The sequence below is a fragment of the Desulfitobacterium chlororespirans DSM 11544 genome, from assembly GCF_900143285.1.
GTDB classification, from domain to species: domain Bacteria; phylum Bacillota; class Desulfitobacteriia; order Desulfitobacteriales; family Desulfitobacteriaceae; genus Desulfitobacterium; species Desulfitobacterium chlororespirans.
The window spans coordinates 43,459-70,183 of sequence record NZ_FRDN01000006.1; the positions used below are offsets into that span (position 1 = coordinate 43,459).

The following is a 26,725-nucleotide window of genomic DNA, read 5'->3' on the forward strand; positions in this document are numbered from 1 at the left end:
CCTTTCACATCGATTAATTTTTAAGAGCCTCAATGATTTTATCGTAAATCTCTTTTTGCAGCCCCTTGGTTACTGAGGTTATTTCCTGAGGGATTCCCTGTACCGGCACAGCCTTAACGTCATATTCCCCGCCGACCACACCGGTTCGGAAGCCGTATTTTTCCCAGGCTATTTTTTGAATCTCCGGATCGGCCAGGGCGTCCACATAGGCTGTGCCGCCCTCCGTAAAGCTCATGATGCAGTGAGAGTTCCAGATGGTTGGACTGGGATAGAGTACCCTGATTTTATCTTTCACTTTGGCAAAGCCGTCAGGATTTTTATTGGCAAAATCAATAATGGATTTTTCATAGTCAACGATCATGGGGTAAGCTCCCTTCCCCATTCTGAGATACAGATCGAACAGGTCGGCGGGAGTATTGTTCATAAAGCCCGAAAGCTTGTAAAAGCCCTTCAGTTTGGGCAGAACCCCACTGATATTGCTTTCATCCACATACCCCTCGTTCATAATCGAGGCCAGCAGTCCGTAATACGTTGCACCGGGCGAGGAGGTCACCGGATCTGTGCTGGCGATATTGATCTTGCCGTAAATATCCTCGATGCCTATATCCGACCATTTGGTGTTCTTTTCGATATAGGACAGCACGGCGGGCATATCGGCAATATAATAAGTATCTCCGGATTGTTTGACAATTCCTTTAGACATGAGCACATCGCAGATGCTGTCCCAGCTGTAAACCACAATGGGCGTGGATAAGGCGATCTGGGACTTAAAAGTTTTCAGCCGGGGCGCTTCGCCTTCTGCGGCAGGTTTTTTATAGTATTCATAAAATCTCTCGTCGCTGAAAAAAACAAAGTCATAGCCCTGATTGTCCTTGGTTACGATAGGATCCTTAATCAGGGCGTTGTTGCTCCAGTTGTCCACTTTCAGGTTGATATTGTATTTGTCATGTAAGATCCCCAGGATCTCCGGATCCGCCAGAAAGTTCTCTTTACCACCGCCTACCGCTCCGGTAACGGTGATGGCCGTATCCTTCGGCTCAGCCATGGATGAAGCGGCGATTCCGATGACGATCACGACGATAAAAGCAGCGACGGCGGTCAATACTTTTTTCATTTATGAGCCTCCTCCCCTAAAATCCTGATTGTCCATAAGCCCTTCTGATTTAAATACAGCCGTCATGGCAGCCATTTCGGCCTTGCTGTCCAGCACATCCTTGGAGAACAGGCTGTAATACTTTTGATCGAAAGCATCTGCTATTTGGGGCAGAAAAAGGGAAACCTGCCCGGCAAATTTCTGGGCTTCCTCTGTTTTAAATGAGCCCTCAGCCAAATTCTCATAAGTATTTAAGATATTCAGCAGCCCCGGCAGATAATATAAGGAAAAATCATTCAGCTTCATGTGGAGAGAAGGGTCCTCCGCCAGGGCCTCCCCTATTTTCAGGCAGGTTTTATGGATGGTGGACAACCTGACCAGGACGTCCTTCTCCACGTTCAGCCTCTGCAATTGCTCCAGATACCGGGCCAGGGCAGAGCTGTGATCCATAATCCCTTGGTGAACCTTGTCATAGGCATCCTCATCGCCCCTTAAATCAACCTTTACCTGCTTTTCCTTTTCCAGAGCCTTTATGGTCAGCATAACGATTCCCAGGCAGGCCGCACTGCTTAAAGCGGATATCAATAGATTGCCGCCGATCAGCCAGACGGCGAGGAATGCGGCTGCCGCTGCAACACCAAGGAATATTTCTTTCATAGCAATCTCCTCTAATTATATGCTCTTATCTCCTTAAAGGCGTTAATAAGGTCTGTTTTGCCGTCAAAGGTCTTGCCCCTTGTCAGCCTGCTGATTTCATCCAGCTGCTTCGGATTGGCCTTTCCGAACATAATGGAAAATACGGGGGTATCGTAGGCTGTGCCGGCGCTGAATCTGCCGCCTGATTCACCGTCGGTCATCAGGACGATGGATTTGGTATAGGTTTCGGAATCAAATTCCTTTAACAGTTTAATGGCCTGCTCCACCGGTCTGTAGATATCCGTTCCGCCTCCTGTCTCAGTAGCCTTGATCTTGACAAGCAAAGCTGCTGTATCCGTGCCGGAGTGGGTTGAATCCACCCATTTCAGATCACCGGCAAAGGGAATGACCACTATTTGATCCTTTTCGGAAAACTGGATCAGATCCTCCGCGGCCAGTTCATGATTCAGTATCCTCTCCATAGCCGCCACAAGCTGCTCATTGCCCTCCCCGTACATGCTGCCTGAATAGTCAAGGCAGAAGACCACCGCTGAGGGCTTTCTGAATAAATCCTGATAAAGGGTCAGGGCCATGTTAAGCACTGGGCTGGCCGGATATTTAATCGGGGACAAATAAGCATTTTTATCGATTCCGTAAGATTCCTTAAACACCTCAAGGTTGGCTACCAGACCTCCGTAGGTGGTTCTTCTCCCCATACTTTCCAGCTTTTTCTGGGTATCCGCGGATAATAAGAAGTCCTGCAGCTTATTAAAAACCTCCAGTTTGTCACTGTCATTATTGTCTATATAAGCAAAGGGGCTGTCTGAAACGGAGACTCCGTCCGAGGGATAGATAAACAGCAACGGTTCTTTATTGCTGGCGATCAGTTGCTTGTTCAGCTCGATCAGGGAGGATTCATAGTTGACCAGGGCATCGTAGTCCCCTTCCCTGAAGATGTCGATCAGGTACTCATCACTGCCGGAATTGCGTGCCACGCCCTTAAACAGCTTCTTTAAGCTTTCCTGAAGAGCCGGTGAGGTTAAGTCTTCCTCTGTCAGCACCGGAGGGTTACCCGCCAGGCTGTTTAAAAAACCTATGTAGGCCGAAGCTCCGCTGTTTGTTTGCGTCACCGAGGGCATCAAAAACTTTAAATTTCCTGCTTCAACCGCCTTCACCAAGTCATTGACAACGGTATCCCTGCTGAATCCCAAGGCTTTATATCTGCTTTCCTTGACCGCAAAGATGACAGGGTTAACGGATATGGATTTGGAGTTTTTCAGAACAGAACTTGGGATAGACGCGTTCCAGATGCTGTTTGAGGACCAGACGGCATCATAATCCTGGGGCGATGATTTGATCAGGGCAGGTATATTCAGAGAGCCCGTATACTCAAATCGCAATTCTAGGTTATTTTCCCGGGCAAACTCGCTGAGCATCGGCTCTAAGTCCTTATTTTCACTACTTGACAAAACAGTGAACCCATCGTCCCCTGCTCCCCCCTTCCCGGGAGAACAGGCGCACAGAGAAAACACTAAAGCTGCCAGCAAAAAGACAACCCCTATTTTTCTGTACAAAACCATCTCACTTCCCATCTTTTCGCATTTATTTCTATATATTATAACATATGTCAACAAGGATTTATTAAAGCCGACAGGAAAATTTGGTTGCCTGGTCTGCCTTTGTCATCTGGAGATGCTTTCTGTGCATCTCATTAGAGATTATGAAGGGAAAGGAATTTATGCTATGCTGACCTTCGACAACCTGTCCGTGTACAACAAAAAAAGCGAGTCCGTTCGCCTAAAGCGCGGACTCGCTTTTGGGTAGACCTCCTCCCTTAAAATCCTGATTGTCTATGAGTCCTTCTGATTTAAATACAGCCGTCATGGCAATCATTTCAGCCTTGCTGTCCAACACATCCTTGGAGAACAGACTGTAATACTTTTTATGGAGGGCGTCCGCTATTTGCGATAAAAAGAGGGAAAATTCTGCAGCAAATTTCTGGGCTTCCTCTGTTTTAAATGAGCCTTCAGCCAAATTCTCATAGGTATTTAAAATATTAATCAGCCCGGGCAGATAATATAAGGAGAAATCATTCAGCTTCGTATACAGCGAATTGTCCTCCTCCAGGGCCTCAGCTATTTTCAGGCAGGTCTTATGGATTGAGGCCAACATAACTATGACGTCCTTCTCCACGTTCAGTTCTTGCAATTTGTCCATATACCGCGCGATAGCGGAGCTGTGATCAAGAATCGATTGATAAACCTTGCCATAGGCTCCCTCATCGCCTTTTACTTCAATCCCTATGTTCTTTTCCTTTTGCAGAGCCTCCATTGTCAGCACAGCTATTAGCAGGCAAGCCGAACTGCATAAGACAGATATTACAATATTGCCCCCGATCAGCCAGACAGCAAGGGCTGCTGCAGCCGCTGCAGCACCAATGAATACTTCTTTCATGGCAATCTCCCCTAATTATATCCTCTTATCTCCTTAAAGGCGTCAATAATATCCGTGTCCTCATTAAATACCTTACCCCCTGTAAGCCTGCTGATTTCATCCAGCTGTTCAGGAATTTGGTAACTTGATACAATTGAAAATACCGGAATATCGTAGGATATATCAGGACTGAACTTGCCATCACGGGATAGACCGTTGGTTATCAGGATGATCGATTTTGTATAGATTTCAGAATCAACATCATTTAATATCTCAATAGCAAGCTCCACCGGTTCGCATATATCCGCTCCAAATCTCTTAGTGGCACCCTTTATCCCGGAAATCAAGGCTTCTGCATCCGCAGCGGATTGAATTGAATAAACCTTTTCAGGAACATAGCCAAAGGGAATAACAAATATCTTATCCTTTTCAGAAAACTGGATCAGCTCCTCCACAGCAGTTCACGGATTAATATCTTCTCCATGGCCTCAGCAAGCTGCTTATGGGACTTCCCTTTCATGTGTTCTGAAAGATCCAGACAGAAAACGACGGCAGCCGGCTTTCGGGACATATCCAGGTAAAGGGCCAGGGCCCTTTTCAGCACAGGAACCGCTGGATATTTAATAGGGGACAAATAAGCAGTTCCGTCAATTCCATAGGACTCTTTAAACACCTCAACGTTGGATACCAGACCTCCGTAGGTGGTTCTTCTCCCCAACCCTTCAAGCTTTTGCTGGGTATCCGCGGATAATAAGAAATCCTGCAGCTTATTAAATATCTCCAGCTTCTCACTGTCATTATTGTCTATATAGGCAAAAGGGCTGTCTGAGACGGAGACTCCGTCCGAGGGATAGATAAACCGCAAAGGTTCTCTGTTGCTGGCGATCAGCTGCTTGTTCAGCTCGATCAGGGAGGATTCGTAGCTCACAAGGGCATCGTAGTCCCCTGCCTGGAAGATATCGATTAAATGCTCATCACCGCCGTAATTTTTCACCACTTTTTTAAAGATCTTCTCTCCTCTTTCCTGAAGCGCCGGTAATGTTAAGTCTTCCTCAGTCAACACCAGGGGCTTACCCGTCAGGCCGTTTAAAAAGGCTATGTAAGCCGAGGCTCCGCTGTTTGTTTTCATAACTGAAGGCATCATAAACGTTAATTTTCCTGCTTCAATCGCCTCTGCCAAGTCATTGACAACCGTATCCCTACTGAATCCCAAGGCTTTATATCTGCTTTCCTTGACCGCAAAGATGACGGGGCTAACGAAGATGGATTTGGAATTTTTCAGAAGATCTCTTGGGATTGACGCATTCCAGACACTGTTTGCAGACCAGACGGCATCATAATCCTGGGGCGATGATTTGATCATATCAGGTATCATTACTGAGCCCGCATACTCAAATCTCAAGTTTATTTTATGTTTCCGGGCAAACTCGCGCAGCATCGGCTCTAAGTCCACATTTTCACTACTTGACAAAATAGTGAACCCCTTTCCACCTCCTGATGAGACAGCGAAAGCCTTAGTGAGCTCTTTTTGGGAAGAACGAGCGCCCCAAAACACTATAACTACCAGCAGAAAAACAATCGCTATTTTAACAATCGTTATTTTTCTGTACAACCCCATCTCATTTCCCCTCTTTTTGCATTCATTTCTATATTATAGCATATGTCGGTGAGGATTTATGGAAGCCGCCAGGGAAAAACCATGGCTGGCGGCAAGGAGACAGCCGGCCACACAGCATGAAAAATAGAAAGACCGCCTTCAGCAAGAATGCGGTCTCCGTAAACCAAACCAGTCTGCTATACCCTTGTATAATAAACCACCCCGTCTTTTAATTCCCTGACCACCATGTTTTGCAAGACCAGATGGGTCAGGTGAGCCAGTGCTTCTCCAGTGGCAAATAATTTTTGGGCCGGCGGAAAATCCTCCCAGGACCTAATGGTTAGATCCCATTGCATTTGGCCGGCCATTTGGGCTCCCGTCATGCTCTTTTGACCAAGAATCTTCATAACGTCTTCCAGCCGCCGTTGGTGATGATCTCTCAGTTCTTCGATCCGTTTATATCCGTCCTCAAGCACAAACCGATGCCCGGGAAAAATCACCTTGATATCCAGTGCGGCAATTTTATTCAGGCTTTCCAGGTATTCGCCCAGATAATCCCTGGTGATTGTCGCCGGCGGCGCCCAAATGGTATTATTGGGAGTAATTTTTCCCAGGATGTGATCGCCGGAGAAAAGGATTCTTCGTTCCTGATCATAAAGACAAAAATGGTCCGGCGCATGACCTGAGGTTTCAATACACTGGAAACTGAATTCGCCAACTTGAAGAATATCCCCATCCTGTACGTTTGTTGCCTCTTCGATGATGTCGCTGGCATAAGTATACCCGGGGTGGTGGGACATCGTGATATTGGTCAGTCCGCTTTGAGCGAGCAGCTCATTTAAGAAGCCATGCAGCCCTGCCCCTGCATACCCCAGCAGCGTATCGGCGCAATACTTGCCGGTATAGATTGTGTTATCCGGACGGGACAGATAACCGGCTAAACCCGAATGATCCCCATGCAGATGAGTTATGAAGATATCCGTATTCTCCATAGCAATACCCAGATCAGCCAGTGCTTGATCCATGGACTCCTTGCATTCGCTCCGGTTAAAGCCGGTGTCGATCAGGAGATTTCGTTCTTTCCCTTTAATATAATAGGCATTGGTGGCTTTCAAAGGGTTGTTGGGAAGAATGATGGGGATTTTAAAAATATCCGGGTATACTTGTTCAATCATCACTAAACATCCTTTCCTGATCAAGTTGGTCTGCCGTGAACCTACAATGTTTTATTTCGAATTTTCTCAATATTCTTATATAAGTTTACCACAACTTTGTCTTCTCTTCTCGCTATGTGCATAGTTTCTTTTACTTTCTCATAAAGAAAACCCCGAAAGCACTGCTTTCGCACTTTGTTGCTTCGCCCGAAGACACTGTCGACCCACTTGTTTGCCTTTTAATCACACATCCAGAAAGGCGAAGCCGTAGGTTGCACTTATGCTGGAGGAAAGTATGCAAGGTCGTTATATTTTCTGAAAGTGCGGGAAAAGACCCTTGGCCCGGATGGTATACCACTCGGATCAAGGGTCTTTTATTTTATCATCTCATTGTTCCATTATTTTATATTCCCTGATTACATTTCCTTCTTTAAACTCTCAGTCAGAAAGTTGACGATCTTGTCCTTGTAGACCTTATAGCTCTCCGGCTCCTGCTTGGCAAACTCCTTCATCTCCCACAAAAGCTCCCGGAAGGTGCGATCCATGCTTTCATATAAAAAGGCGACCTTGTTGGCCTTAGTCTTGTGATAGGCCTCATCCAACCTGCTGCTCATCCGGTTGATAGCCTGGGCGGAGGTCTCCTGTTTAAGGCTTTTCAGATCCAGGCTCAGCTTTTCCACCCTGGCCTCGCTCTTCTCCTTAACCTGATTCAGCTCATCCACTTTGCTCAGCAGATTATCCCGTTCGCCGCTCAATCTGGTCAGCTGCTCTTCCTGATCTGTCAGGACTTGCTGAAGATCTGCTTTTTCCTCCACAGCCCGGTCCCGCTCCGCTGCGGCCTGATTCCGCTCCTGAACCGCCTTTTGCAGCTCCCGGGTCGATAAGTTCTCCAAATCCAGCTCGGCGATAAGCTGTGCCCGTTCCTCCTCCCGGACCCCCAGTAGAATGATCCCCTGGGTATAGGTTAGTTTGGCAAGCGCTTGCCAATCTGGCAAATCAGTTTGCTGGGATTTATACTCCTCAAACAGACGGATCAGGTTGGTCGCCGTTCTATGGGAGTAGCTTACCGACTCTTCCAGCCAGCGGCCCCATTCCCCATAAGGGAGCAGACTTTTCGCCTCCGCCAGGCGGCGGCCGATCTCGATAGCACTGTAGAGAAGCACTTTGCCTACTTGATTCTTGATTGTATTGATTTCAGCAGCTATTAAAAGGGGGGTGCGTTCCCCACTCAACTCTTCCATGATAGCTCCCTGCCTTTAATCAGGTATACCCAGCTCTTCCATTAACCCCTCCATAAGAATTTGGACAAAATTCACCTCGTGTTCTTCCCCCAAATCCTTTAACCATTTCGGAATCATGATACATTTGGGAACCCTCTTCTTATCAATGACCTGCCGAACCTTCAGTGTATCGGCCTCCAGCTCAATGACTTCGGCCCCCTCCCCCTTCGTCCAGCTGGCGGGATTGGAAGCGTGCGGGATGTGTATCTTGTCCTTTTCCATATGATACAGATGAAGCCCCAAAGAAATCTCCGCATCATGAAAAGCGCTCTCCCGAGTTTCCCCCTGGCAAATAAGGTCCGGCAAATCCGGGAAAACGACGATATACCGGCCCGACAGAGCATTGCACTCCATGAGCGCCGGAAAAGCATAGTACGTGATCATCATTACCCGTCCCTTTCGATTGATCTACTCATAGACTATGTGGTCAAGGTCCTAAAGGTTACAAATTTAACCAATATACCCAAAAATAATTATTTTTTATAAAAACGGCTCTCCCCCTGTCACCTTCCCAGGAGCAAGTCCATAGGATAAAGGGACGGGACGGGTCCCCCCGGCCGTCAATGCACTACAGCGTAAAGGAGGTGAACACACATGGCGGTAGTTGCGCATCCACTGAGCTCGACAGTGGTCATTCGATACCAGGTTGGGGAAAACCCTTCCGGTGCTCCGATCATCAGGCAAAAAAGCCTGAACAACGTCAAAGCCGACGCCACAGATCAGGATATATATGATGTGGCGGCAGCTTTTTTCGGCCTGAGCGAGCGTGTGGTCATCCAGACCATCCTCAGGAAGAATTACGATTTGATCGATGAATAACGTTAATAAACCTTCAGTCAAGGAATAATCTTTACAACACTTAGCAGAAAGGAGGTGAAGAGATGGCTATTACGAATAAAACTGTCCTGCGGCTGACGTTTAATACAACGGGAAATAAAACATTTGCCCTCAGCCTGGATGATCCGAAGCCGGGCTTGACCGCAAATGAGATTGAAGCAGCTATGGAGACGATGATTCAACGGAACATTTTTCTTTCCCCCAGCGGAGAGCTGACGGGCAAGAGAGATATTCGCATCGTCGGGACGACCATCGATGACATGTTCGACCCTCTCCAAGGCTAGGGGGAGAGTCGGCGGGATCATGGGTCAAGTAAGCGAAACCCCAGGATGCTCCCTTTAACTGGGAGTATCCTGGGGTTGGTTTTAATCCTCCGGCCTAAGCGCTTATCAGTACTCTTCCTGCTTGCCGCCGAAAGCTCCTACTTCCTTTACTTTTCCTTTCACCATTTGCAGCAATTCCACCTGGGCAGACGTCAGAGGAGCAAAGGCAAATGCCAGAAACCCTCTTTCTATTGCTCAAGCATTTTGCGGGCTTTGCGCTTTAAGGTCTTTTCACCGTAGAGCAAGCGCACTTTAACCTTCCGGCCCTTTTTATACTGTTCCGGATCACCATGGACAGTGGTGGAGGCCATAGCCCTAATAAAATTGTCCACGGTATCACCGAGACGGTCAACTATCCGGGCTGTATATCCCGAATCACCCTTAAAGACATAGAGGCGGGGAATCCATATGCTGCTTCCCCGAGGGCGCAGATCTGCTTCCAGAGTGACTTCAATCTCCTGTGGCTCGTAGCAGAGGCAGCCAAGATAATGCTCGATTAGGGGAGGAAGAAACCGTTCCGTCATGATGATCGCCGCATGGGGAGGGCCGGGAATACCGAGCACCGGCTTGCCTTCCGCACAGGCCAGCACGAGATTCTTGCCGCCGGGACTGATGCTGGCACCATGGCACAAAACCGTTCCCAGCTTGCGCAGCGCTTTTACGGTGAAGTCGCCATAATTCTGTTCACCCCGGCCAACGCCGCCGATCACAACAAGGATATCGCACTGTTTAAGCTCACGCTCCACAGCTGCTTCGATTTCAGATTCCGAATCGGGAACGATCGGGGCGACAAAGGCTTCGGCTCCACATTGGCGGGCCATGGCTTGAATAAAGATACTATCGCAGTCAATGTTCTCGCCAGGTCCGGGACGGCTTCCCGGACTGCGCAGATCATTGCCGATGGCCACAATCGAGATGCGGGGCCTGCGTTTGACCGGAATCTGAGTTATTCCGGCATACTGCAGCATGGCCAGGTGGGAAGGTGTAAGCTTTTCACCTGCCTCGCTGATCTTCTCCCCTTCCGCCACGGAAGAGCCTTGCAGCTGGACGCTTTGGTATTGGATAGGCAGGGCAAGCAGAACGGCCGTATTGTCTTTGCGTATGCGGCACTGTTCGGCATGGAGCAGGGTATCAAACTCAGCAGGGATGACGCTGCCCATAGGGCAGTGTAAAAACTCATCGGCAGCAAGAACCTTTTCTCCCCGCTCCCACTTCCGGGAACAGTTTTCCCAGTCAACGGCAATGCCGTCATGCATCGCACAGGTTGCCACCGGAATATCAAACTGAGCAGAAACCGATTCAGCTGTAACCCGATCCAAGGCCTCCGCCAAGGGGATTATTTCACTGTCAACCACCTGCCCGGCGATGGCCAGGAGCAGTTGATCCATAGCCGCTACGGGGGATAACACCCCAAGCTCTTTTTGCTCACATTCATTAGAACAATTATGACAGCCCTGAACGCAGGCTTGTGGGGGGACCACTATATTTTGTTTCATTATCACAGCACTCCTTTATCACAACACTCCTTGCACAAAAGCCGGCAGCCTGAAGCCAAAGCGCCCCGCAGCCCAAAGGGCCGGGGGCGCGTTTTAAACAAACTATTGGGAAAGACCTGTTGTTTTGGCCCCTGCGAAGTTAGGCGCCATCACCTTCCAGTCGGCGTCGGTCATAGTATAGCCCAGGAATTTTTGATAGAACTCCTCAGCGTATTTCTTAACATCCATGTCAGCAAACACCTCAGGATACATCATCTTAGCCATCAACAATACTCCTTGGGCAAATTCAATATCGCCGGACCACTGAACAATGCCCATCGGCATGATATAGCAATCCCCATTTTTAACGGCAGTAAGATTTTTGTAGCGCTCATCCTTTTTCCAGTTGTTGTAGAACTGGGCCATTTCTTCTCCATAAGGGCTGGTTACGATCTGCTGGAAAATAAAATCGGGGTTCCATTTAACAATCTCTTCCGGATCGACCTTGGTGTAGTATTGATTGATGCCTTCCGTGGCCAGCTTGCCGCCGGCCAGGATGACGCCATAGCCCAGGGAAATGTTTTCGCAGAATACTTCATCCATGGTGGTGCGCACCACTAAAGCCGTCTTGCGCTCCCCTTCGGGAATCGTGGCCACCCGTTTTTCGATCTCGGCCAGCAGATCGTTCTGCCACTTATAGTAGGCGTCTGCAACATCCTTGGTTCCGGTCACATCGGCCATGGCATTGATTTCCGCCTGGGCCACGGCCAGGACAGATTTATCATCAGCAGGTGTAATACCATCCACATAAACAGGCATCTTGAGATCCTGCATTTTTTTGTTGGCATCGGCGGCCTGTTCAGGGGAGATAATGATGTCGAGGTTGGCATCAAGAAGCTCCTCAACGTTGACATCATTAAATGAGCCATAGTTGGGAATATCCTTGATCTGAGGAAATGCTTGGTTCAGCCATGTATAACGGGCGACATCCGCCATAACAGCGACTTTATCCAGCTGGCCCAGCAGGATCAGGGAGCCAAAAGCCCCTTTCCACGAGGTCACGGCGATTTTATTCACCTCGGTGGGAATGGTCACGGTATTGCCTTGCATGTCAACGATTTCACGGGTAGCGGCCGGGGTAGAGGCTCCAGGGGTCTCGGCTGGGTTGGCAGGTTTGGTGCCGGAGCATCCTGTGAGATACCCAAGCAGCAAAACAGCAGACAGCAACAAGGCGACATTCTTTCTCATCTTCTTTAACATGTTTAATCTCCTCTTTGTTAAAATTTTATATGTTAAGCAATCTGTTCCCCTAAAAATAACACATTGCAAAACTACCGTTGGGGCATAGTCCGGCACTCTTCTTATTCTTTTGTAAGCTGCCGGGAGAGCTGTTTTTCGCTATAAAGCAACTCTACCTCTACAGGAGAACCTTTAGGATATTCCATTCCCCGCCGGTAGCGGGCAATGCCTTCAGCCCGGGCAAAGGTCTCGATGTTGTCTCCCATACGGACGGGGTTTGCGATATAGCGTCCATTGTCTGAACTCAAACGGACGCGGGGAAAAAAGTCACTTGTCCTTTTAGCGGAAATATCAACTCCCGCCTCGGCGGTAATAACAGGCCGTTCATAGCAGGGAATATCCAAAAACAGCTCCATAATCGGCGGAATAAGCTCCTCCGTCACCAAGATAGCGGCGTGGGGAGGACCGGGAATTCCGATAACAGGCTTGTTGTCGATGACACCAAGGAGAGCTGCTTTGCCACCCGGGCCGAAGGATAGGCCATGAACAAGAACCGAGCCCAAATCCTCGACAGCAGCCCGGGAAAAATCGCGGTAACCTTCTCCTCCCAGGCCAACGCCGCCGATCAGCACCACCATATCACAGGCGGTTAGTTCGGATTGGATAGCACCTTTCAATGCCGCGATATCGTCTTGGACAGGGGGCCTCAGCCTGGCTGTACCGCCGCATAAACGGATCACAGACTCCACCAGTATGCCGTCTGCTTCCGGGTACTGCCCCGGGGCAGGCGTTATTCCCGGAAGGGTAAGGTCGCTTCCCACCGGAATGATGGCTGCGGTCGGCTTGCAATATACAGAAACCTGTTCTATCCCGCTGTAGCGGAGAATCGCCAGATGGCGCGGCTCAAGAAGAAAGCCTTTTCCCAAAACCAACTCGCCCTTGCGAATGCTGGAAGCGCGGCGGATGATGCCTTCCCCTTTTTCGGATAGGCCCAGCAGCCGGACACTGCCATCACTTTGAAAGGAACAGAGTTCGTAGGCCAGCACCGTATCAAAAGGCTCAGGGATAACATTGCCCATCCCTACGATCTGAAAGCGGTCAGGCGCAAGAAGGGCGGAGACTGAAGCACCCGCCTCTTCACGAACTATGGCAATCCCATCATGGGTTGCATAATCTGCAACGGGAGAGTCCCAGGCCGCCAGAACATCCTGGCCTATAACCCGGTGAAGGGCCTCGGCTAGAGGAACCTGTTCCACGCCGAGGGAAAAATCAGCCGCCAAAGCGAGCTTGGCTAAAGCGTCTTTTTTGGTCGCTGCCGAAGTGTTCTGCCGGTGGCAGCGGCTTTGACAAGCGCTGCAGGGATGATCGCATGTTTGCAAAGCAATCGTTCCTCCTTTAGGTGATCGAAATGCAGGCCTTGATTTCAGACCCTGTGGTATTGGAGATAATTCCGGTGGCAATGATTTTGGTTTCCACCCGGTACAGATCGCGTAAAGTCTGCTCGGAAATAACTTCAGCAGGAGCACCCATAGCATAGATCCCGCCATTTTTGAGCATCAGGACCTTGTGTGAGTAAAGGAAAGCATGATCCGGAAAATGAGAAGACATAATGATGCCCAGACCTTGTTGGGAGAGCTGATGGACCTGATTTAGAACCAGCTGCTGATTGCCAAAGTCCAAAGCGGTGGTTGGCTCATCCATGATCAGCAGCTGGGGCTGCTGAGTAAGAGCCCGGGCGATCAATACGAGTTGCTTTTCGCCCCCGGACAGTTCCAGGTACCGCTTGTTGACCAGATACTGAATGCCGAGACGTTCCACAACGGATTCGGCAATCTCTTCATCTTCCTTCTTGGGGGAAGACATCATGCCGAGATGGGCAGCGCGTCCCATCAGGATGACATCCATGACCGAATAGGAAAAGGGCGGGTTCGTGGATTGAGGGACATAGCCGATCTTTTGCGCGATTTTGGCCCGGGACCAGCGCAGGATGTTTTCACCGTCGATACTGAGGGTACCGCCAAGGATTGGGATCAGAGCCAGCATGGACTTAAACAGCGTCGATTTTCCGACACCGTTTGCGCCCAGCAGGCAAAGAACTTCTCCGTCTGTCAGGGTGAAGTTAATATCCCTGAGAACCGGTTTGTGCGCAGAATAACCGCAAACACCGTCCTTTAATTCAAAGAGCATGTCTAGCCCTCCCTTCCGTACATCATAAGACCGATAAAAAACGGAGCGCCGATGATCGCGGTGAGCACACCCAGGGGGATCTCCACGGCAGTGAGGGATCTTGCCACATTATCCACCAGGAGAAGAAAGACACCGCCACCCATGACCGTTGCCGGAATGAGCACCTTGTTATCCGGTCCCACCAACCTTCTCATCAAATGGGGAATGACGAGGCCCACCCAGCCGATCAAGCCGCCGATGGAAATCGAAGCCGCTGTTAATAATGTCGAGCAGACGATCACGAGACGGCGCAGCTGCTTTGTCTCGATGCCGAGAGTCTTGGCTTCATCATCGCCCATGGATAAAACATTGAGCCGCCACCGTACCAAAAAGAGCGGTACGGCGCCAATCAGCATGAGGATGATGGCCCACTTGATATTAGTAAGGGTGATATTGGAAAGGCTCCCCATCAGCCAATAGGTAATGGCGGGCAGCTTGTCCCTCGGATCGGCGAGAAACTTGATCAAAGAGACAATGGCGCTGGCCAGGGAGGAGATAAATATGCCTGAAAGGACAAGGGACAGGGAAGGATCGCGCTTGATCCGTGTGCCGACCAGGCAGGCTAAGGCCACCGCCCCCAAAGCGAAAACAAAAGCAAACAGCTGAATATAAAAATAGCCAAGACCGCTGAAGATAGCGATGGCCGCTCCCAAGGACGCTCCGGCGGAAGCACCGAGAATATCCGGCGCAACCAGCGGGTTTTTGAACACTGTCTGATAGCAGGCGCCGGACAGAGCCAAAGCTGCACCGATCAGAACCGCGGCCATAATGCGCGGGAAGCGGATAAAGAGAACCACCGTTTCATGGTTTTGGGGCCAGGTTGCGTCAATCGGAAAAACCGCCGAGAGCATGATCAAAACAGTATCCTTGAACGGAATGCCCTCGAAGCGCCCAATGTTGAATGAGACCAAGAAAACGATAATCAGCATAGCAGCTAAAATCATCAGTCTAAAATGTGCCGCCCGTATTTTTTTTTGCCGCTCTGAATTGACCATAAACTTTCCTCCAAAATCAAATCAAAAATTTCTAAATAAAAAGGCCGTATCTCCCGTCTCGAAAGATACAGCCGCAAAACAACACCTATCAGTAATGATAGATGCACAAGTCTTGTCTTTCTCCTTCTCAACGTGAAAGGCGGCATCGTTTCCAATACCACCCCGTGAACCTGTATCGCGCTGCCAAGGCGCGCAGCGATACTGTTCAGGCCTGAAAACCGTAAACTAAGGGATAGGTCGGCAGGCTCGGATACTCATATAAAATTATGGTCATCATTATATCACTAATAAATAGCTAATTCTATTAAAAAAATATTAACATTTATTAATTTTTATTAGTTTATATAGTTTTACATTAGGTTTCATTAGGTTTTATTCCATTGATCTTTATCGTCTTCGTTATTTATTATTAGCTTTTGTTAATCTTTATTGGTTTTCAGTAATTGCCTTTTTCCCGATATTACGAAAGTGGGCACCAGCAGGGATGTGTGAATGTATGATCTTCTGAAGAAACCGGACATAGTTCGGGAGGAAATGTGGGATGACATCAAAAAGACTCCCCTATGCCGTTGTAAGCCGCATTGAGAAGTCTTTTTATCAGCTCAATATCCCTTGCCCTGATCCCGGAAGTGCCGTTCAATCTCACGTTTAGCATCCCGCTCGGCAATATCCTGGCGTTTATCATAGTTCTTTTTCCCCCGGCAAACCCCGAGTTCGATTTTCGCCAGGCCGTGTTTAAGGTAAATCTTAGTGGGAACCAGGGTCAGCCCCTGTTGCTGCACTTTCCCGATCAGCTTGATGATCTCGGAGCGATTGAGGAGGAGTTTGCGCTTGCGCAGGGGATCATGATTAAAACGGTTCCCCTGCTCATAGGGGCTGATATGCAGCTGATAAAGCCAGACTTCACCGTTTTCGATCCGGGCATAGCTGTCTTTGAGGTTGACACGTCCGTTGCGAATGGATTTGATCTCGGTTCCGGTAAGGATAACTCCGGCTTCCAGCTTCTCTTCTACAAAATAATCATGATAGGCTTTGCGATTGTCAGAGATGACTTTTATTCCTTCAGATGCCACAAGGCTCCTCCTCTCTATGCGTTATCACGTACAGTGTAAACTTTCAGATCTTCAGTATAGCATAGACTTTCGCCTTTTTCCAGCAGAGGCCGCCGTCCGGCGCAGTCTCCCTTCCCGCACAGCCTTCCTGCCCAGCCCGATACCGGCTCAATGCAAAAAAGAAGCAGAGGAACTCACTCCCCTGCTTCCCTGCCTAAGTCGTTTTAAATTAAGAACGGAGCGATAATCAGAGAAATCGTACCCATAACCTTAATCAAAGCGTTTAAGGATGGACCGGCCGTATCCTTGAAGGGGTCCCCTACAGTGTCCCCGATGACAGCTGCAGCATGGGTGGGGGTTCCTTTACCGCCGAGATTTCCAGCTTCAACATACTTCTTGGCATTGTCCCAGGCTCCACCGGCGTTAGCCATGAAGATGGCCATCAGCAATCCGGAAACTGTTCCGCCGGCCAGCATTCCACCTAAAGCATCCTTACCGAGTAAAAATCCTACCAGGATCGGAGAGCCTATGGCTAAGAGTCCAGGAACAATCATTTGACGAATAGCAGCTTTAGTGGAGATATCCACGCAAGCGCGATAATCCGGTTTAGCCTTTCCTTCCATAAGACCAGGAATCTCACGGAATTGGCGGCGAACCTCACCGATCATTTCGAAAGCAGCTTTACCTACAGCTTCCATAGCAAAAGCAGAGAAGAGGAAGGGCAGGGCTGCACCAATGAAGAGACCGATAATCGTGGTGGGTACCAGGATGTCGATTCGATCCAGATGAGCAAGTTCAGAGTAAGCATTAAAGAGAGCTAAGGCGGTCAAGGCCGCGGAACCGATAGCGAATCCTTTCGCCACCGCCGCAGTGGTGTTCCCTACAGAGTCCAGTTTATCCGTGGTCTTACGGACCTCGGGCTCTAATTCAGCCATTTCGGCAATACCACCGGCATTATCGGCAACTGGTCCAAAGGAGTCAATGGCCACCACCATACCTGCCGTGGAAAGCATCGCCATAGCAGCCATAGCAATACCAAAGATACCGGCTACCGCAAAAGAAACATAGGTCGCAACACAGATGACAATAACAGGGAGTGCCGTACTCTTCATACCGGTAGCCAGACCTTGAATAATATTGGTGGCGGCACCGGTCTCAGAAGCTTTAGCTATTGCTTGAGCCGGGGCCTTCTGATTCGAAGTATAGTACTCTGTCAATAAGCCGATCAGGATATTCACAACCAATCCACAAATAATGGCAATGAATATGTTGTTAGCAGTCAGCGTTAAACTTTCACTTACCTGGATAGGTTCAGTGATCATCAGTTGGACGATGGCGAAGGAAGCAATAGCCGTTAGAAGGTTAGTTCCCCATAAGCCTTTGTTTAAAGCTGTTTGAGGATTGGCATTTTCCCCGGTGCGCACGAAAAAGCTGGCGATAATCGAGGAAAGTATTCCCGCGATACCGATCATCAGCGGCAGCATGAGCCCGGAGACTCCGCCCCCTACGGATTTGAAAGCTACGGCGCCAATCAGCATCGCCGCAATAGTGGTGGCAGCATAAGATTCAAACAGGTCGGCGCCCATTCCGGCAGTATCACCCACATTATCCCCTACATTATCGGCGATAACAGCAGGGTTACGGGGATCATCTTCAGGAATACCGGCTTCGACTTTACCTACCAGGTCCGCACCCACGTCGGCTGCTTTCGTATAGATACCACCGCCGACACGAGCAAACAAGGCAATGGCACTGGCACCAAAGGCGAAGGAGTTAATGGTCTCCGCATCCTGGAACCAAAGGAAAAGAGCGGCAACCCCAATGAGACCTAAGCCGTTAACCGAAAGACCCATAACCGCCCCGGCGCGGAAGGATACGCCCAAAGCCTTGTTCAGGCTGGTCCGGGCAGCTTCCGTGGTCCGGGCATTAGCCCGGGTGGTAATTCCCATGCCCACATAACCGGCCACAGCGGAAAGCAGTGCTCCCACCAGGAAAGATACAGCCGTTTGCCAGCTTTTCAAAAAAGTTAGAATAAGAAAGATTATGATTACAAAGGGAATCAGTGTTTTGTACTGACGATTGAGGAATGCCATGGCACCCTCCTGAATCGCGAGAGAAATCTCCTGCATCCTTGCATTTCCCGGGCTTTCCTTTAAAACGCTACTTGCGAAATAGAAGGCAAATGCCAGCCCGACGAGACCTGCTAGGACAGCCCATATAGGCGTTGAAGCAAAATCCATTGTCAATAAACCCCCCTAAAATAATAATAATTTTTATAATTATGTAATGAGCCAGGTGTTCCCCTAAATACTAATTCAGTTTCCGTTTGGCGCCATTAAAATTACAACCTGGGATTGTTCATTATTGATTTTGGTAAGGTAATGGATGTGTTTTTAAAAGGATTATCTTTCTGCGATGATCTTCTATTTCTACGGAAGCTGAATAAAGGGAAAAAGGGGACCTGGCCTTATTTCATGAGCCAGGCTACCCCCAGAGAACTCAGCAAAAATATTGCAGCTGAAGCTATGCTAACTTTTTGAAAGACAGCGTCCAAGCCCTTCTTTTTCCCAAAGAAGGATTCGCTGGCACCACCAATAGCTCCCAAACCTGCACTCACACCGGATTGAAGTAAAACCGTTGCGATCAGACCTAAGGAACTAAGAACTAATATTACGGTTAGAAAAATCACCATACCTATTCACCTCCTAAATCTATTGAAAACCAATCGGAAGCAATCGCCTGCCTAGACCAGGTAAACCGCCACTTCTCTCCTGTTTTTGGCAACAGAATGGGGTGTGGCGGTCATTCCCTATGGTTTTAGTCAGTACCGCTATTTTAGCATAAAAATTTGACAAATGGCAATAGTCTATACCCTAGCTGTCAATATATGGCCTTTAACGGCCCAGAGCCTCATGACCGCGATAGACTCCGGTTTCCCCCAGCTCTTCCTCGATGCGAAGAAGCTCGTTATATTTTGCCACACGTTCTGTCCGGGCGGGAGCTCCTGTTTTAATCTGTCCCGCATTCACAGCGACAGCCACATGAGCCATGGTCACATCCTCGGTCTCCCCGGAACGATGGGAGATGACCGTTGTGTAACCGGCACGTTTAGCCATTTCAATGGCATCCAGAGTTTCGGTAAGGGTCCCGATCTGATTGAGTTTAATTAAAATCGAATTGGCGCATTTTTCTTTGATGCCCCTGGCCAAGCGGGCGGGATTGGTGACAAATAGATCATCCCCGACCAGCTGAATCTTGCTTCCCAGTTTCTCCGTAAGCTTTTTCCATCCTTCCCAGTCTTCTTCGGACAAACCATCCTCGATGGAAACGATGGGGTATTTTTCAACCAGCTCTTCGTAGTAGGCAATCATCTCATCCGCTGTCTTGGTCAGGCCTTCTCCTTCAAGATGATACTTGCCATCACGATAAAGTTCCGTAGCCGCTACATCCAAGGCCAGAGCGATATCTTTCCCAGGCGTGTAGCCGGCACGCTGGATGGCGTCCATAATAGCCAGGAGGGCATCGGCATTGGATTCCAGGCTGGGAGCAAACCCGCCCTCATCCCCAATGGCAGTAGCCAGTGACTTTTCCTTAAGAACAGCTTTCAGACTATGATACACTTCGGTTCCCATTTGCAGCGCTTCGGCAAAACTCTTGGCACCGACAGGCATGATCATAAACTCTTGAATATCCACATTATTATCGGCATGCTGACCACCGTTGAGAATGTTCATCATGGGAACGGGGAGTTCCTTGGCATTAACCCCGCCTAAGTATTGATAAAGAGGAAGTCCAACGCATTCCGCAGCCGCTTTAGCATTAGCCAGGGAAACCCCCAGAATGGCATTGGCTCCCAGCTTGCCCTTGTTCTCAGTGCCATCCAGAGCAATAAGCTCCCGATCGATAGCCGGCTGATCAAAGGGGTTTAACCCTTCTAATTCCGGAGCAATCACTTCATTGACATTCTCTACGGCTTTAAGAACGCCTTTACCCAGAAAACGGCCTTTATCCCCATCTCTCAGTTCAACGGCTTCAAAAGCACCTGTGGAAGCACCGGAAGGAACAGCCGCCCGGCCCATGGAACCGTCCTCTAAAAGGACTTCGACCTCAACGGTAGGATTGCCCCGGGAATCCAGGATCTCCCGTCCATAAATCTCTTCGATATAACTCATAGGGTTTACCTCCTAAATATAGTATTCATCAAATCAAGGATTTTCCAGTCATCTCCTGGGGCTGCGGAATCTCCAGCAGCCGGAGCATCGTCGGCGCCACATCCCGCAAGGCTCCGCCTTCCCGCAAGGTTTTACCCTTAAGCTGATCATTAACCAGGATCAAGGGCACCGGATTGGTCGTATGGGCCGTTAAGGGCTGGCCGGTTTGCAGGTCCACTTTCGCTTCAGCATTGCCATGATCGGCAGTTATAATGACGGTTCCCTGGCGCTCTAATACCCGGGGAACGATTTGCCCGATACACTGATCCACCGCTGCGATGGCTTTGACCGTAGCTTCAAACTCTCCTGTATGACCCACCATATCCGCGTTGGCAAAGTTCAGAATGATCACCTCATCCTCTTCTCTTTCCAGACGCTTTAAGAGCTCCTCGGTAATTCCATAAGCACTCATTTCCGGCAGCAGATTATAGGTAGCGACTTGGGGAGAAGGAATAAGACAGCGGGTTTCCCCTGGACAAGGTTCCTCTACCCCACCATTAAAAAAGAAGGTGACATGGGCGTATTTTTCTGTCTCAGCGATGCGCAGCTGCTTTTTCTGATATTTGGCCAGAACCTCTCCCAAGGTATTATCTAAGTTCTGAGCAGGAAAAGCCACGGCCGTCCCTTTCAGCTTATCGTCATATTCAGTCATACACACATAATGGAGATGCAAAGGTTTTCCCCGGTCAAAGCCGGTAAACTCTTCATCTAAGAGAGCATAAGAGATCTCCCGGGCCCGATCGGAGCGGAAATTGAAGAAGATAAAACTGTCACCGTCCCGAAGCGGTCCCACAGCCTCCCCTGCCGAGTCGACAATGACTGTAGGTGCCACAAACTCATCCGTGACCCTGACATCATAGGATTGTTCAATAGCTGCCAAAGGGTTAGGCGCTTTCAGACCTTCCCCATTCACTAAAGCCCGGTAACCCTTTTCCACCCGTTCCCAGCGTTTATCCCGATCCATCATATAATAACGGCCGCTGACGGTGGCAACCTGGCCAAGACCTAATTCCTGGCATTTGATATTAAGTTGGGTCATGAACTCTTTGGCACTTTGGGGCAGCACATCCCGGCCGTCCAACAAGGCATGGATGAACACTTTTTTAACCCCCATGGTTTTGGCCATAGCCAGGAGGGCGAAAAGATGTTCACTATGGGAGTGAACCCCTCCATCCGAGAGCAACCCCATCAGATGCAGGGCGTTGGGTCCATCCTTGACCCGTTCCATGGCTTCCTGCAAAACGGTATTCCGGGCAAACTCACCGGTCCGTATAGCTTGGGAAATCCGGGTGAATTCCTGATAGACCACCCGGCCTGCCCCAATATTCAAATGCCCCACTTCCGAGTTGCCCATTTGGCCTGGCGGTAATCCCACTTCCTCCCCTGAAGCAACGATCAGGGTATGGGGATACTCCTCAAGCAGTCTGTCGAAATGGGGTTTTTGGGCCTTAGCCACAGCATTGCCTGCGGTCTGGGGATTATAACCCCATCCGTCCAGAATCATCAAGAGCAGAGGCTTCATAGAGCAGCCACCGCATTCTGAACCAATTGGGCAAATCCTTCGGCTTCCAGGCTGGCCCCGCCCACCAGAGCGCCGTCCACATCCGGCTGAGCCATGAGCTCCCCAATATTGTCCGCCTTAACACTGCCCCCATAGAGGATATTGACCTCATCGGCAACCACACCGGCAATTCCGGCTAACGTAGAGCGAATCATGGCGCACATCTCCTGGGCATCTTCACTGGAGGCTGTTTTACCCGTGCCGATGGCCCAAATGGGTTCGTAGGCAATGACCACCCGTTTCAAATCATCCGCGGAAAGATCCGTCAGATCCTTTTCCACCTGGCCGCGCACGATGGCAAAGGCCTTGCCTTCTTCCCGGTTGGCTAAGTTTTCACCCACACAGAGAATGGGAGTGAGCCCTGCCTTAAGGGCCGCCTTCACTTTTTTGGCAATCTCTTCATCCGTTTCACGGAGAATTTCCCGGCGCTCCGAATGCCCGAGGATGACATAGGTGCAGGCAACATCCACCAGCATTGCCGCAGAGATCTCCCCTGTATAAGCCCCATCAGGGGCATAAAACATATCCTGAGCTCCAATATGAATGACGCTCTCCTCCAGCTCATTCTTGAGAACATTTAAGGCTGTAAAGGGCGCACACACGACAACATCGATTGCAGTGACTTCGCCAAGCACTCCTAAGAGCTTTACCGCATATTCCTGAGTCTCCCGGAGACTTTTATTCATCTTCCAATTTCCAGCGATAATAGGATGTCGTTTGGCCATGAAATGAGCTCCTTTCAAGATGGGATAAGTTTAGATGTTTTGTAGTGCCGCTATACCGGGCAGGGTCTTGCCTTCCAGGAGCTTCAGGGAAGCTCCCCCTCCTGTGGAGATATGGCTCATTTGCTGTCCTACACCCATTTTTTCTACGGCGGCCACGGAATCTCCACCGCCGACAATGGTCAGACCCGGACATAAGGCCACAGCCTGAGCAACTTTCTCCGTCCCCTTGGCAAAGTGCTCCATTTCAAAAACACCCATGGGGCCGTTCCAGACGATAGTCCGGGCCTTTTGTATTCTTTCACTGAACAGTCCGGCACTTTCCGGTCCGATATCCAGAGCCATTTCGTCCTCGGCGATCTCCCGGACAGCAGTGACCCGATAGGGCGCATCGGCTTTAAATTCTTTGGCCGCAACCACATCCTGAGGCAAAAGAATGTCCACCTGGAGTTCCCGCCCTTGATCAAGAATCTCCTGAGCCAGGGATAATTTATCGCCTTCCACCAGGGACTTACCCAGAGAATAGCCCTGAGCTTTCAGGAAGGTATTGGCCATGCCGCCGCCAATGATCAAGGCGTCCACTTTATGGAGCAGGTTCTCAATGACCCCGATTTTGTCGCTGACCTTGGCTCCGCCAATGATGGCCACAAAAGGCCGCTCCGGATTCCCCAGAGCCTTGCCCATACTTTCAATTTCCTTTTGGAGAAGGAAGCCGGCCACCCCGGGAAGATGATGAGCGATTCCTTCTGTGGAAGCATGGGCCCGGTGGGCTGTACCGAAAGCATCGTTAACATACACTTCGGCTAAGCGGGCTAATTGCTTGACAAACTCCGGTTCATTCTTTTCTTCCTCGGCATGATAACGGACATTTTCTAAAAGAAGGACTTCACCTTCCCGCAATTGGGCTGTTGCTTTTTCTACTTCCGGACCGATGCAATCCGGGGCCATGGCTACCGGCCGCTTGAGCAATTCACCAAGACGTTTGGCCACCGGAGCCAGGGAATAGTTCGGATCCGCTTTTCCCTTGGGGCGTCCTAAATGGGAAGCGAGGATAATTTTAGCCCCTTCGTCAATCAGATAGTGAATGGTAGGCAGAGCCGCCCGAATCCTCGTGTCGTTGGTAATATTGCCATGGTCATCCATAGGCACATTAAAATCAACCCGCACAAAAACACGTTTTCCACGTACCGTAATGTCCTTAAGCCCTTTCTTATTCATTAGGTATGTTTCTCCTTTCCTCGTTTGCTTAATCATTTTTAAAGTATATCTCTTCTTTAGACTTGCTATTTATGTCTATGTATATGCCAACAGCAATTTCATATCAATTCAACCTGTCTAAGTTTAGCACTTTCTATCATCTTAGTATACCGCTCCAAGGAAAATTCTACTCTTGTGACCAAACCCATCACATCCTGGGCAATATTAACAAAAGGTTACTGTTATTATTCAGCACCCTTTTCTAAAATTCCTTCCTCATCCCTGCCAATCTGCGGCTGCTCATCATCGGCTAATAGCGTTTAGTAGCTTTTAATAGCGTTTCCGCAGCGCCGTGGACGGAAGCCCCAGTTCATCGCGGTATTTTGCCACGGTTCGTCGTGAAATCTCCATATTCTTTTCTTTAAGAATCTCGGAAAGCTTTTGATCGGAATAGGGACTCTTGGGATCCTCGGCGGCGATGATCTCTTTCAGGGCTTGTTTAATTCCTTCCGTGGTCATGCCCTGTTCACTGCCCAGCCCCGTAGCAAAAAAGAACTTAAACTCAAAAATCCCCCGGGGGGTTTGGATATATTTATTAGCCGTAGCCCGACTGACCGTAGACTCGTGAACCCCGATTTCTTCCGCAATGTCTTTGAGATTGAGGGGTTTTAAATAGCGGATGCCCCGTCTCAAAAACTCTTCCTGGCGTCTCACAATAGCATCCGCAACCTTATAAAGGGTAAGCCGCCTTTGCTCGATACTGCGAATCAGCCAGGCCGCCGCATTGAGTTTTTGCTCGACAAATTTGCGAATCTCTGATTCATTATTCTGACTTAGGGCCTTGCGGTAGACCTGATTAATTCCCAAACGAGGTACGGTCACATCATTGACCAGGATAATATATTCGCCCTCAACCTCTTCAACCACAACGTCGGGAACGATATAGCGCACCTCGCCGGTACCGGCAAAGCTCCGTCCGGGTTTAGGATCCAGGGTGCGGATTAAATCGGCCATATCCTGAACCTGACTGGGGGTAATTTTGAGCTGGCCGGCGATCCTCTGTAAACGACCGGCGGCCAAATCCTCCAGATACTTAAGAAATTCAGGCAGCTCCGGAGGGTAGTCCGCCAGCAGGGGAAGCTGCAGGAACAGACATTCTTCCAAACTTCTTGCCCCCACTCCCAAAGGGTCCAGGCCTTGGATCACTGCCAGGCCTTTTTCCACTTCTTCAAGGGGAAGCTGGAGCTGCTTCGCTATTTCCTCTAAAGAAAGGGTTAAATAGCCGTTATCATCCAAATTGCCAACAATATATTCAAGCAGCTTCTGGGACATGGGAACCCTTTGAATATGAATCTGTTCCAGCAAATGCTCCTGAAGGGAAGGACCTGACGCTAAAAAAGGCTCAAAGCGGGTGCTTTGCCCGGCATCCGGATCATACTCCTTGCTGACGCGTTCTTCCTGATGTTGAAAATACTCTTCCCAGTTCATATCCCAGGTCCCTTCGTCCGCCCCCTCGTTCTTCTCTTGAGCCGGGGAATCTTCCTGGGTATTCTCCGCGCTTTTGTCGGCGGAATCGTCAATCACATCGAGAAGAGGGTTTTCCAGCATCTGCTGCTCCACATAACCGGAGAGTTCTAAAGCGGATAACTGTAAAACGGCAATCGCTTGACGCAACTCCGGCGTCATGATCAACTTCTGTGTCTGCTCCAGGTTCAAGCCATATCCTATGCGCACATTTATCCTCCTTTCTTGACTCGTTTACTCTGTTCCTCCAGCTTTTCGGCAAGCTCGTCGATCTTGCGCATCCGGTGATTGACTCCCGATTTTCCTACCTTGGGGACCAACATCTCCCCTAACTCTTTCAAACTGGCATCAGGGTATTCCAGCCGCAGCTCGGCAATTTCCCGCAACGGCTCCGGCAAGGCCTGCAAACCGATGGTGTGGGCTACCCTTTGGATATTCTCCACTTGCCGCACTGCTGCGTCCACCGTTTTATTAAGGTTAGCCGTTTCACAGTTGACCAGGCGGTTGACCTGATTGCGCATATCCTTGAGAACACGGACATTCTCGAATTCCAACAGAGCCCGGTGGGCACCGATAAAGGCCAGAAACTCAACAATATGCTCACTCTCTTTAATATAAACCACATGCCAGTTTTTACGCATGCTGACCTTGGCCCCTAAATGGAATTTATTAAGCAGCTTGCTTAAGGCCTCAGCATGGAGAGGATCATTAGTGATGATCTCCAGATGGTACGTTCCCTCGGGATTATTGATGGAGCCTCCGGCCAAAAAGGCCCCGCGCAGGTAGGCTATTCTATCGCATTTCTTTTTCACCAAAACGTTAGGAATACCCGGTAATATTTCGCCCTCTTCATCCAGAAGCCCCAACTGCTGAAGATCCTGTAACGTCCGGGGATAGATTTTTACCATGTAGGAGTTATTCTTTTTTAAGCGCAGTTTTCTCCGCACCATAATATCCACCGGCAATCCCAGCAGGTGTTTAGCCAAGCGATACACTTTGCGCGCCACCGGGGCACTTTCAGTGATCACATTCAAGGCATAAGAATTATTGGCAATCTGCAATGTCCCATCCATCCGCACTAAGGCAGCCAATTCGGCCAGATTGCAGCATCGCTTCCCTTCCTCGATCCGAGCCAGCTCATCTTTGGTTTCAGCACTAAAGGACATTCTT

Annotated in this window: 25 protein-coding genes and 1 riboswitch; of the genes, 2 read left to right on the forward strand and 23 right to left on the reverse strand. The window is 49.4% G+C overall.

Going from position 1 to position 26,725, the window contains the following annotated elements; genetic code table 11:
• Positions 1-13 precede the first annotated feature (13 nt).
• From BUA14_RS08435 to BUA14_RS08470, 9 genes are all read right to left on the reverse strand, one after another.
• Positions 14-1,114 carry a hypothetical protein gene (locus tag BUA14_RS08435; RefSeq protein WP_072772202.1) on the reverse strand — a complete coding sequence of 367 codons (1,101 nt, stop codon included), beginning with the start codon at positions 1,112-1,114 and terminating at the stop codon, positions 14-16.
• Complete coding sequence (locus BUA14_RS08440) at positions 1,115-1,750, reverse strand: 5-bromo-4-chloroindolyl phosphate hydrolysis family protein (protein ID WP_072772203.1); 636 nt, start codon at positions 1,748-1,750, stop codon at positions 1,115-1,117.
• Positions 1,751-1,761: 11 nt separating this feature from the next.
• Positions 1,762-3,309 carry a substrate-binding and vWA domain-containing protein gene (locus BUA14_RS08445; protein WP_072772204.1) on the reverse strand — a complete coding sequence of 516 codons (1,548 nt, stop codon included), beginning with the start codon at positions 3,307-3,309 and terminating at the stop codon, positions 1,762-1,764.
• Positions 3,310-3,526: 217 nt separating this feature from the next.
• Complete coding sequence (locus tag BUA14_RS08450) at positions 3,527-4,183, reverse strand: 5-bromo-4-chloroindolyl phosphate hydrolysis family protein (RefSeq protein ID WP_072772205.1); 657 nt, start codon at positions 4,181-4,183, stop codon at positions 3,527-3,529.
• Positions 4,184-4,194: 11 nt separating this feature from the next.
• On the reverse strand, positions 4,195-4,617 hold the full coding sequence (locus BUA14_RS28475) for a vWA domain-containing protein (RefSeq protein WP_242954607.1): 423 nt from the start codon (positions 4,615-4,617) through the stop codon (positions 4,195-4,197).
• Complete coding sequence (locus BUA14_RS28480) at positions 4,605-5,633, reverse strand: substrate-binding domain-containing protein (protein WP_242954608.1); 1,029 nt, start codon at positions 5,631-5,633, stop codon at positions 4,605-4,607. Before BUA14_RS28480 ends, BUA14_RS28475 begins: the two co-directional genes overlap by 13 nt.
• Before the next feature lie 323 nt (positions 5,634-5,956).
• Positions 5,957-6,934: an MBL fold metallo-hydrolase gene (locus BUA14_RS08460; protein ID WP_072772206.1), complete on the reverse strand. Its 978-nt coding sequence runs from the start codon at positions 6,932-6,934 to the stop codon at positions 5,957-5,959.
• A 395-nt stretch (positions 6,935-7,329) separates the two neighbouring features.
• Entirely contained in the window at positions 7,330-8,154 is an 825-nt protein-coding gene (locus tag BUA14_RS08465; RefSeq protein ID WP_072772207.1) for a DUF3102 domain-containing protein, read from the reverse strand.
• Between the two features lie 15 nt (positions 8,155-8,169).
• Complete coding sequence (locus BUA14_RS08470; RefSeq protein ID WP_072772588.1) at positions 8,170-8,577, reverse strand: type II toxin-antitoxin system HicB family antitoxin; 408 nt, start codon at positions 8,575-8,577, stop codon at positions 8,170-8,172.
• Between the two features lie 210 nt (positions 8,578-8,787).
• Here BUA14_RS08470 and BUA14_RS08475 point away from each other — a divergent pair, with 210 nt between their 5' ends.
• Entirely contained in the window at positions 8,788-9,012 is a 225-nt protein-coding gene (locus tag BUA14_RS08475) for a DUF1659 domain-containing protein (protein WP_072772208.1), read from the forward strand.
• Positions 9,013-9,074: 62 nt separating this feature from the next.
• Positions 9,075-9,314: a DUF2922 domain-containing protein gene (locus BUA14_RS08480; RefSeq protein ID WP_072772209.1), complete on the forward strand. Its 240-nt coding sequence runs from the start codon at positions 9,075-9,077 to the stop codon at positions 9,312-9,314.
• Positions 9,315-9,541: 227 nt separating this feature from the next.
• Here BUA14_RS08480 and BUA14_RS08485 read toward each other — a convergent pair whose 3' ends face one another.
• From BUA14_RS08485 to whiA, 14 genes are all read right to left on the reverse strand, one after another.
• On the reverse strand, positions 9,542-10,849 hold the full coding sequence (locus BUA14_RS08485) for a molybdopterin molybdotransferase MoeA (protein WP_072772210.1): 1,308 nt from the start codon (positions 10,847-10,849) through the stop codon (positions 9,542-9,544).
• 102 nt (positions 10,850-10,951) lie between these two features.
• On the reverse strand, positions 10,952-12,088 hold the full coding sequence (locus BUA14_RS08490) for an ABC transporter substrate-binding protein (protein ID WP_072772211.1): 1,137 nt from the start codon (positions 12,086-12,088) through the stop codon (positions 10,952-10,954).
• Positions 12,089-12,189: 101 nt separating this feature from the next.
• Positions 12,190-13,446 carry a molybdopterin-binding protein gene (locus tag BUA14_RS08495; RefSeq protein ID WP_072772212.1) on the reverse strand — a complete coding sequence of 419 codons (1,257 nt, stop codon included), beginning with the start codon at positions 13,444-13,446 and terminating at the stop codon, positions 12,190-12,192.
• Positions 13,447-13,462: 16 nt separating this feature from the next.
• Entirely contained in the window at positions 13,463-14,254 is a 792-nt protein-coding gene (locus BUA14_RS08500; RefSeq protein WP_072772213.1) for an ABC transporter ATP-binding protein, read from the reverse strand.
• Between the two features lie 2 nt (positions 14,255-14,256).
• Positions 14,257-15,288 carry a FecCD family ABC transporter permease gene (locus BUA14_RS08505; protein WP_072772214.1) on the reverse strand — a complete coding sequence of 344 codons (1,032 nt, stop codon included), beginning with the start codon at positions 15,286-15,288 and terminating at the stop codon, positions 14,257-14,259.
• 104 nt (positions 15,289-15,392) lie between these two features.
• A riboswitch (molybdenum cofactor riboswitch) is annotated at positions 15,393-15,552 on the reverse strand.
• A 338-nt stretch (positions 15,553-15,890) separates the two neighbouring features.
• The gene (smpB, locus tag BUA14_RS08510; protein WP_072772215.1) at positions 15,891-16,361 is read right to left on the reverse strand and encodes an SsrA-binding protein SmpB; all 471 of its coding nucleotides are present in this window, start codon (positions 16,359-16,361) and stop codon (positions 15,891-15,893) included.
• A 203-nt stretch (positions 16,362-16,564) separates the two neighbouring features.
• Entirely contained in the window at positions 16,565-18,580 is a 2,016-nt protein-coding gene (locus tag BUA14_RS08515) for a sodium-translocating pyrophosphatase (protein ID WP_072772216.1), read from the reverse strand.
• Positions 18,581-18,807: 227 nt separating this feature from the next.
• A complete protein-coding gene (gene secG / locus BUA14_RS08520; protein WP_005815654.1) occupies positions 18,808-19,032 on the reverse strand; it encodes a preprotein translocase subunit SecG in 225 nt (74 codons plus the stop codon).
• A 202-nt stretch (positions 19,033-19,234) separates the two neighbouring features.
• Positions 19,235-20,512 carry a phosphopyruvate hydratase gene (gene eno, locus BUA14_RS08525; RefSeq protein WP_072772217.1) on the reverse strand — a complete coding sequence of 426 codons (1,278 nt, stop codon included), beginning with the start codon at positions 20,510-20,512 and terminating at the stop codon, positions 19,235-19,237.
• 28 nt (positions 20,513-20,540) lie between these two features.
• Positions 20,541-22,073: a 2,3-bisphosphoglycerate-independent phosphoglycerate mutase gene (gpmI, locus tag BUA14_RS08530; RefSeq protein WP_072772218.1), complete on the reverse strand. Its 1,533-nt coding sequence runs from the start codon at positions 22,071-22,073 to the stop codon at positions 20,541-20,543.
• Positions 22,070-22,837: a triose-phosphate isomerase gene (gene tpiA / locus BUA14_RS08535; protein ID WP_072772219.1), complete on the reverse strand. Its 768-nt coding sequence runs from the start codon at positions 22,835-22,837 to the stop codon at positions 22,070-22,072. Before tpiA ends, gpmI begins: the two co-directional genes overlap by 4 nt.
• Positions 22,838-22,867: 30 nt before the next feature.
• Positions 22,868-24,052: a phosphoglycerate kinase gene (locus BUA14_RS08540; RefSeq protein ID WP_072772220.1), complete on the reverse strand. Its 1,185-nt coding sequence runs from the start codon at positions 24,050-24,052 to the stop codon at positions 22,868-22,870.
• 309 nt (positions 24,053-24,361) lie between these two features.
• On the reverse strand, positions 24,362-25,765 hold the full coding sequence (rpoN, locus tag BUA14_RS08545; protein ID WP_072772221.1) for an RNA polymerase factor sigma-54: 1,404 nt from the start codon (positions 25,763-25,765) through the stop codon (positions 24,362-24,364).
• A 2-nt stretch (positions 25,766-25,767) separates the two neighbouring features.
• Complete coding sequence (gene whiA / locus BUA14_RS08550) at positions 25,768-26,721, reverse strand: DNA-binding protein WhiA (protein WP_072772222.1); 954 nt, start codon at positions 26,719-26,721, stop codon at positions 25,768-25,770.
• Positions 26,722-26,725 lie beyond the last annotated feature (4 nt).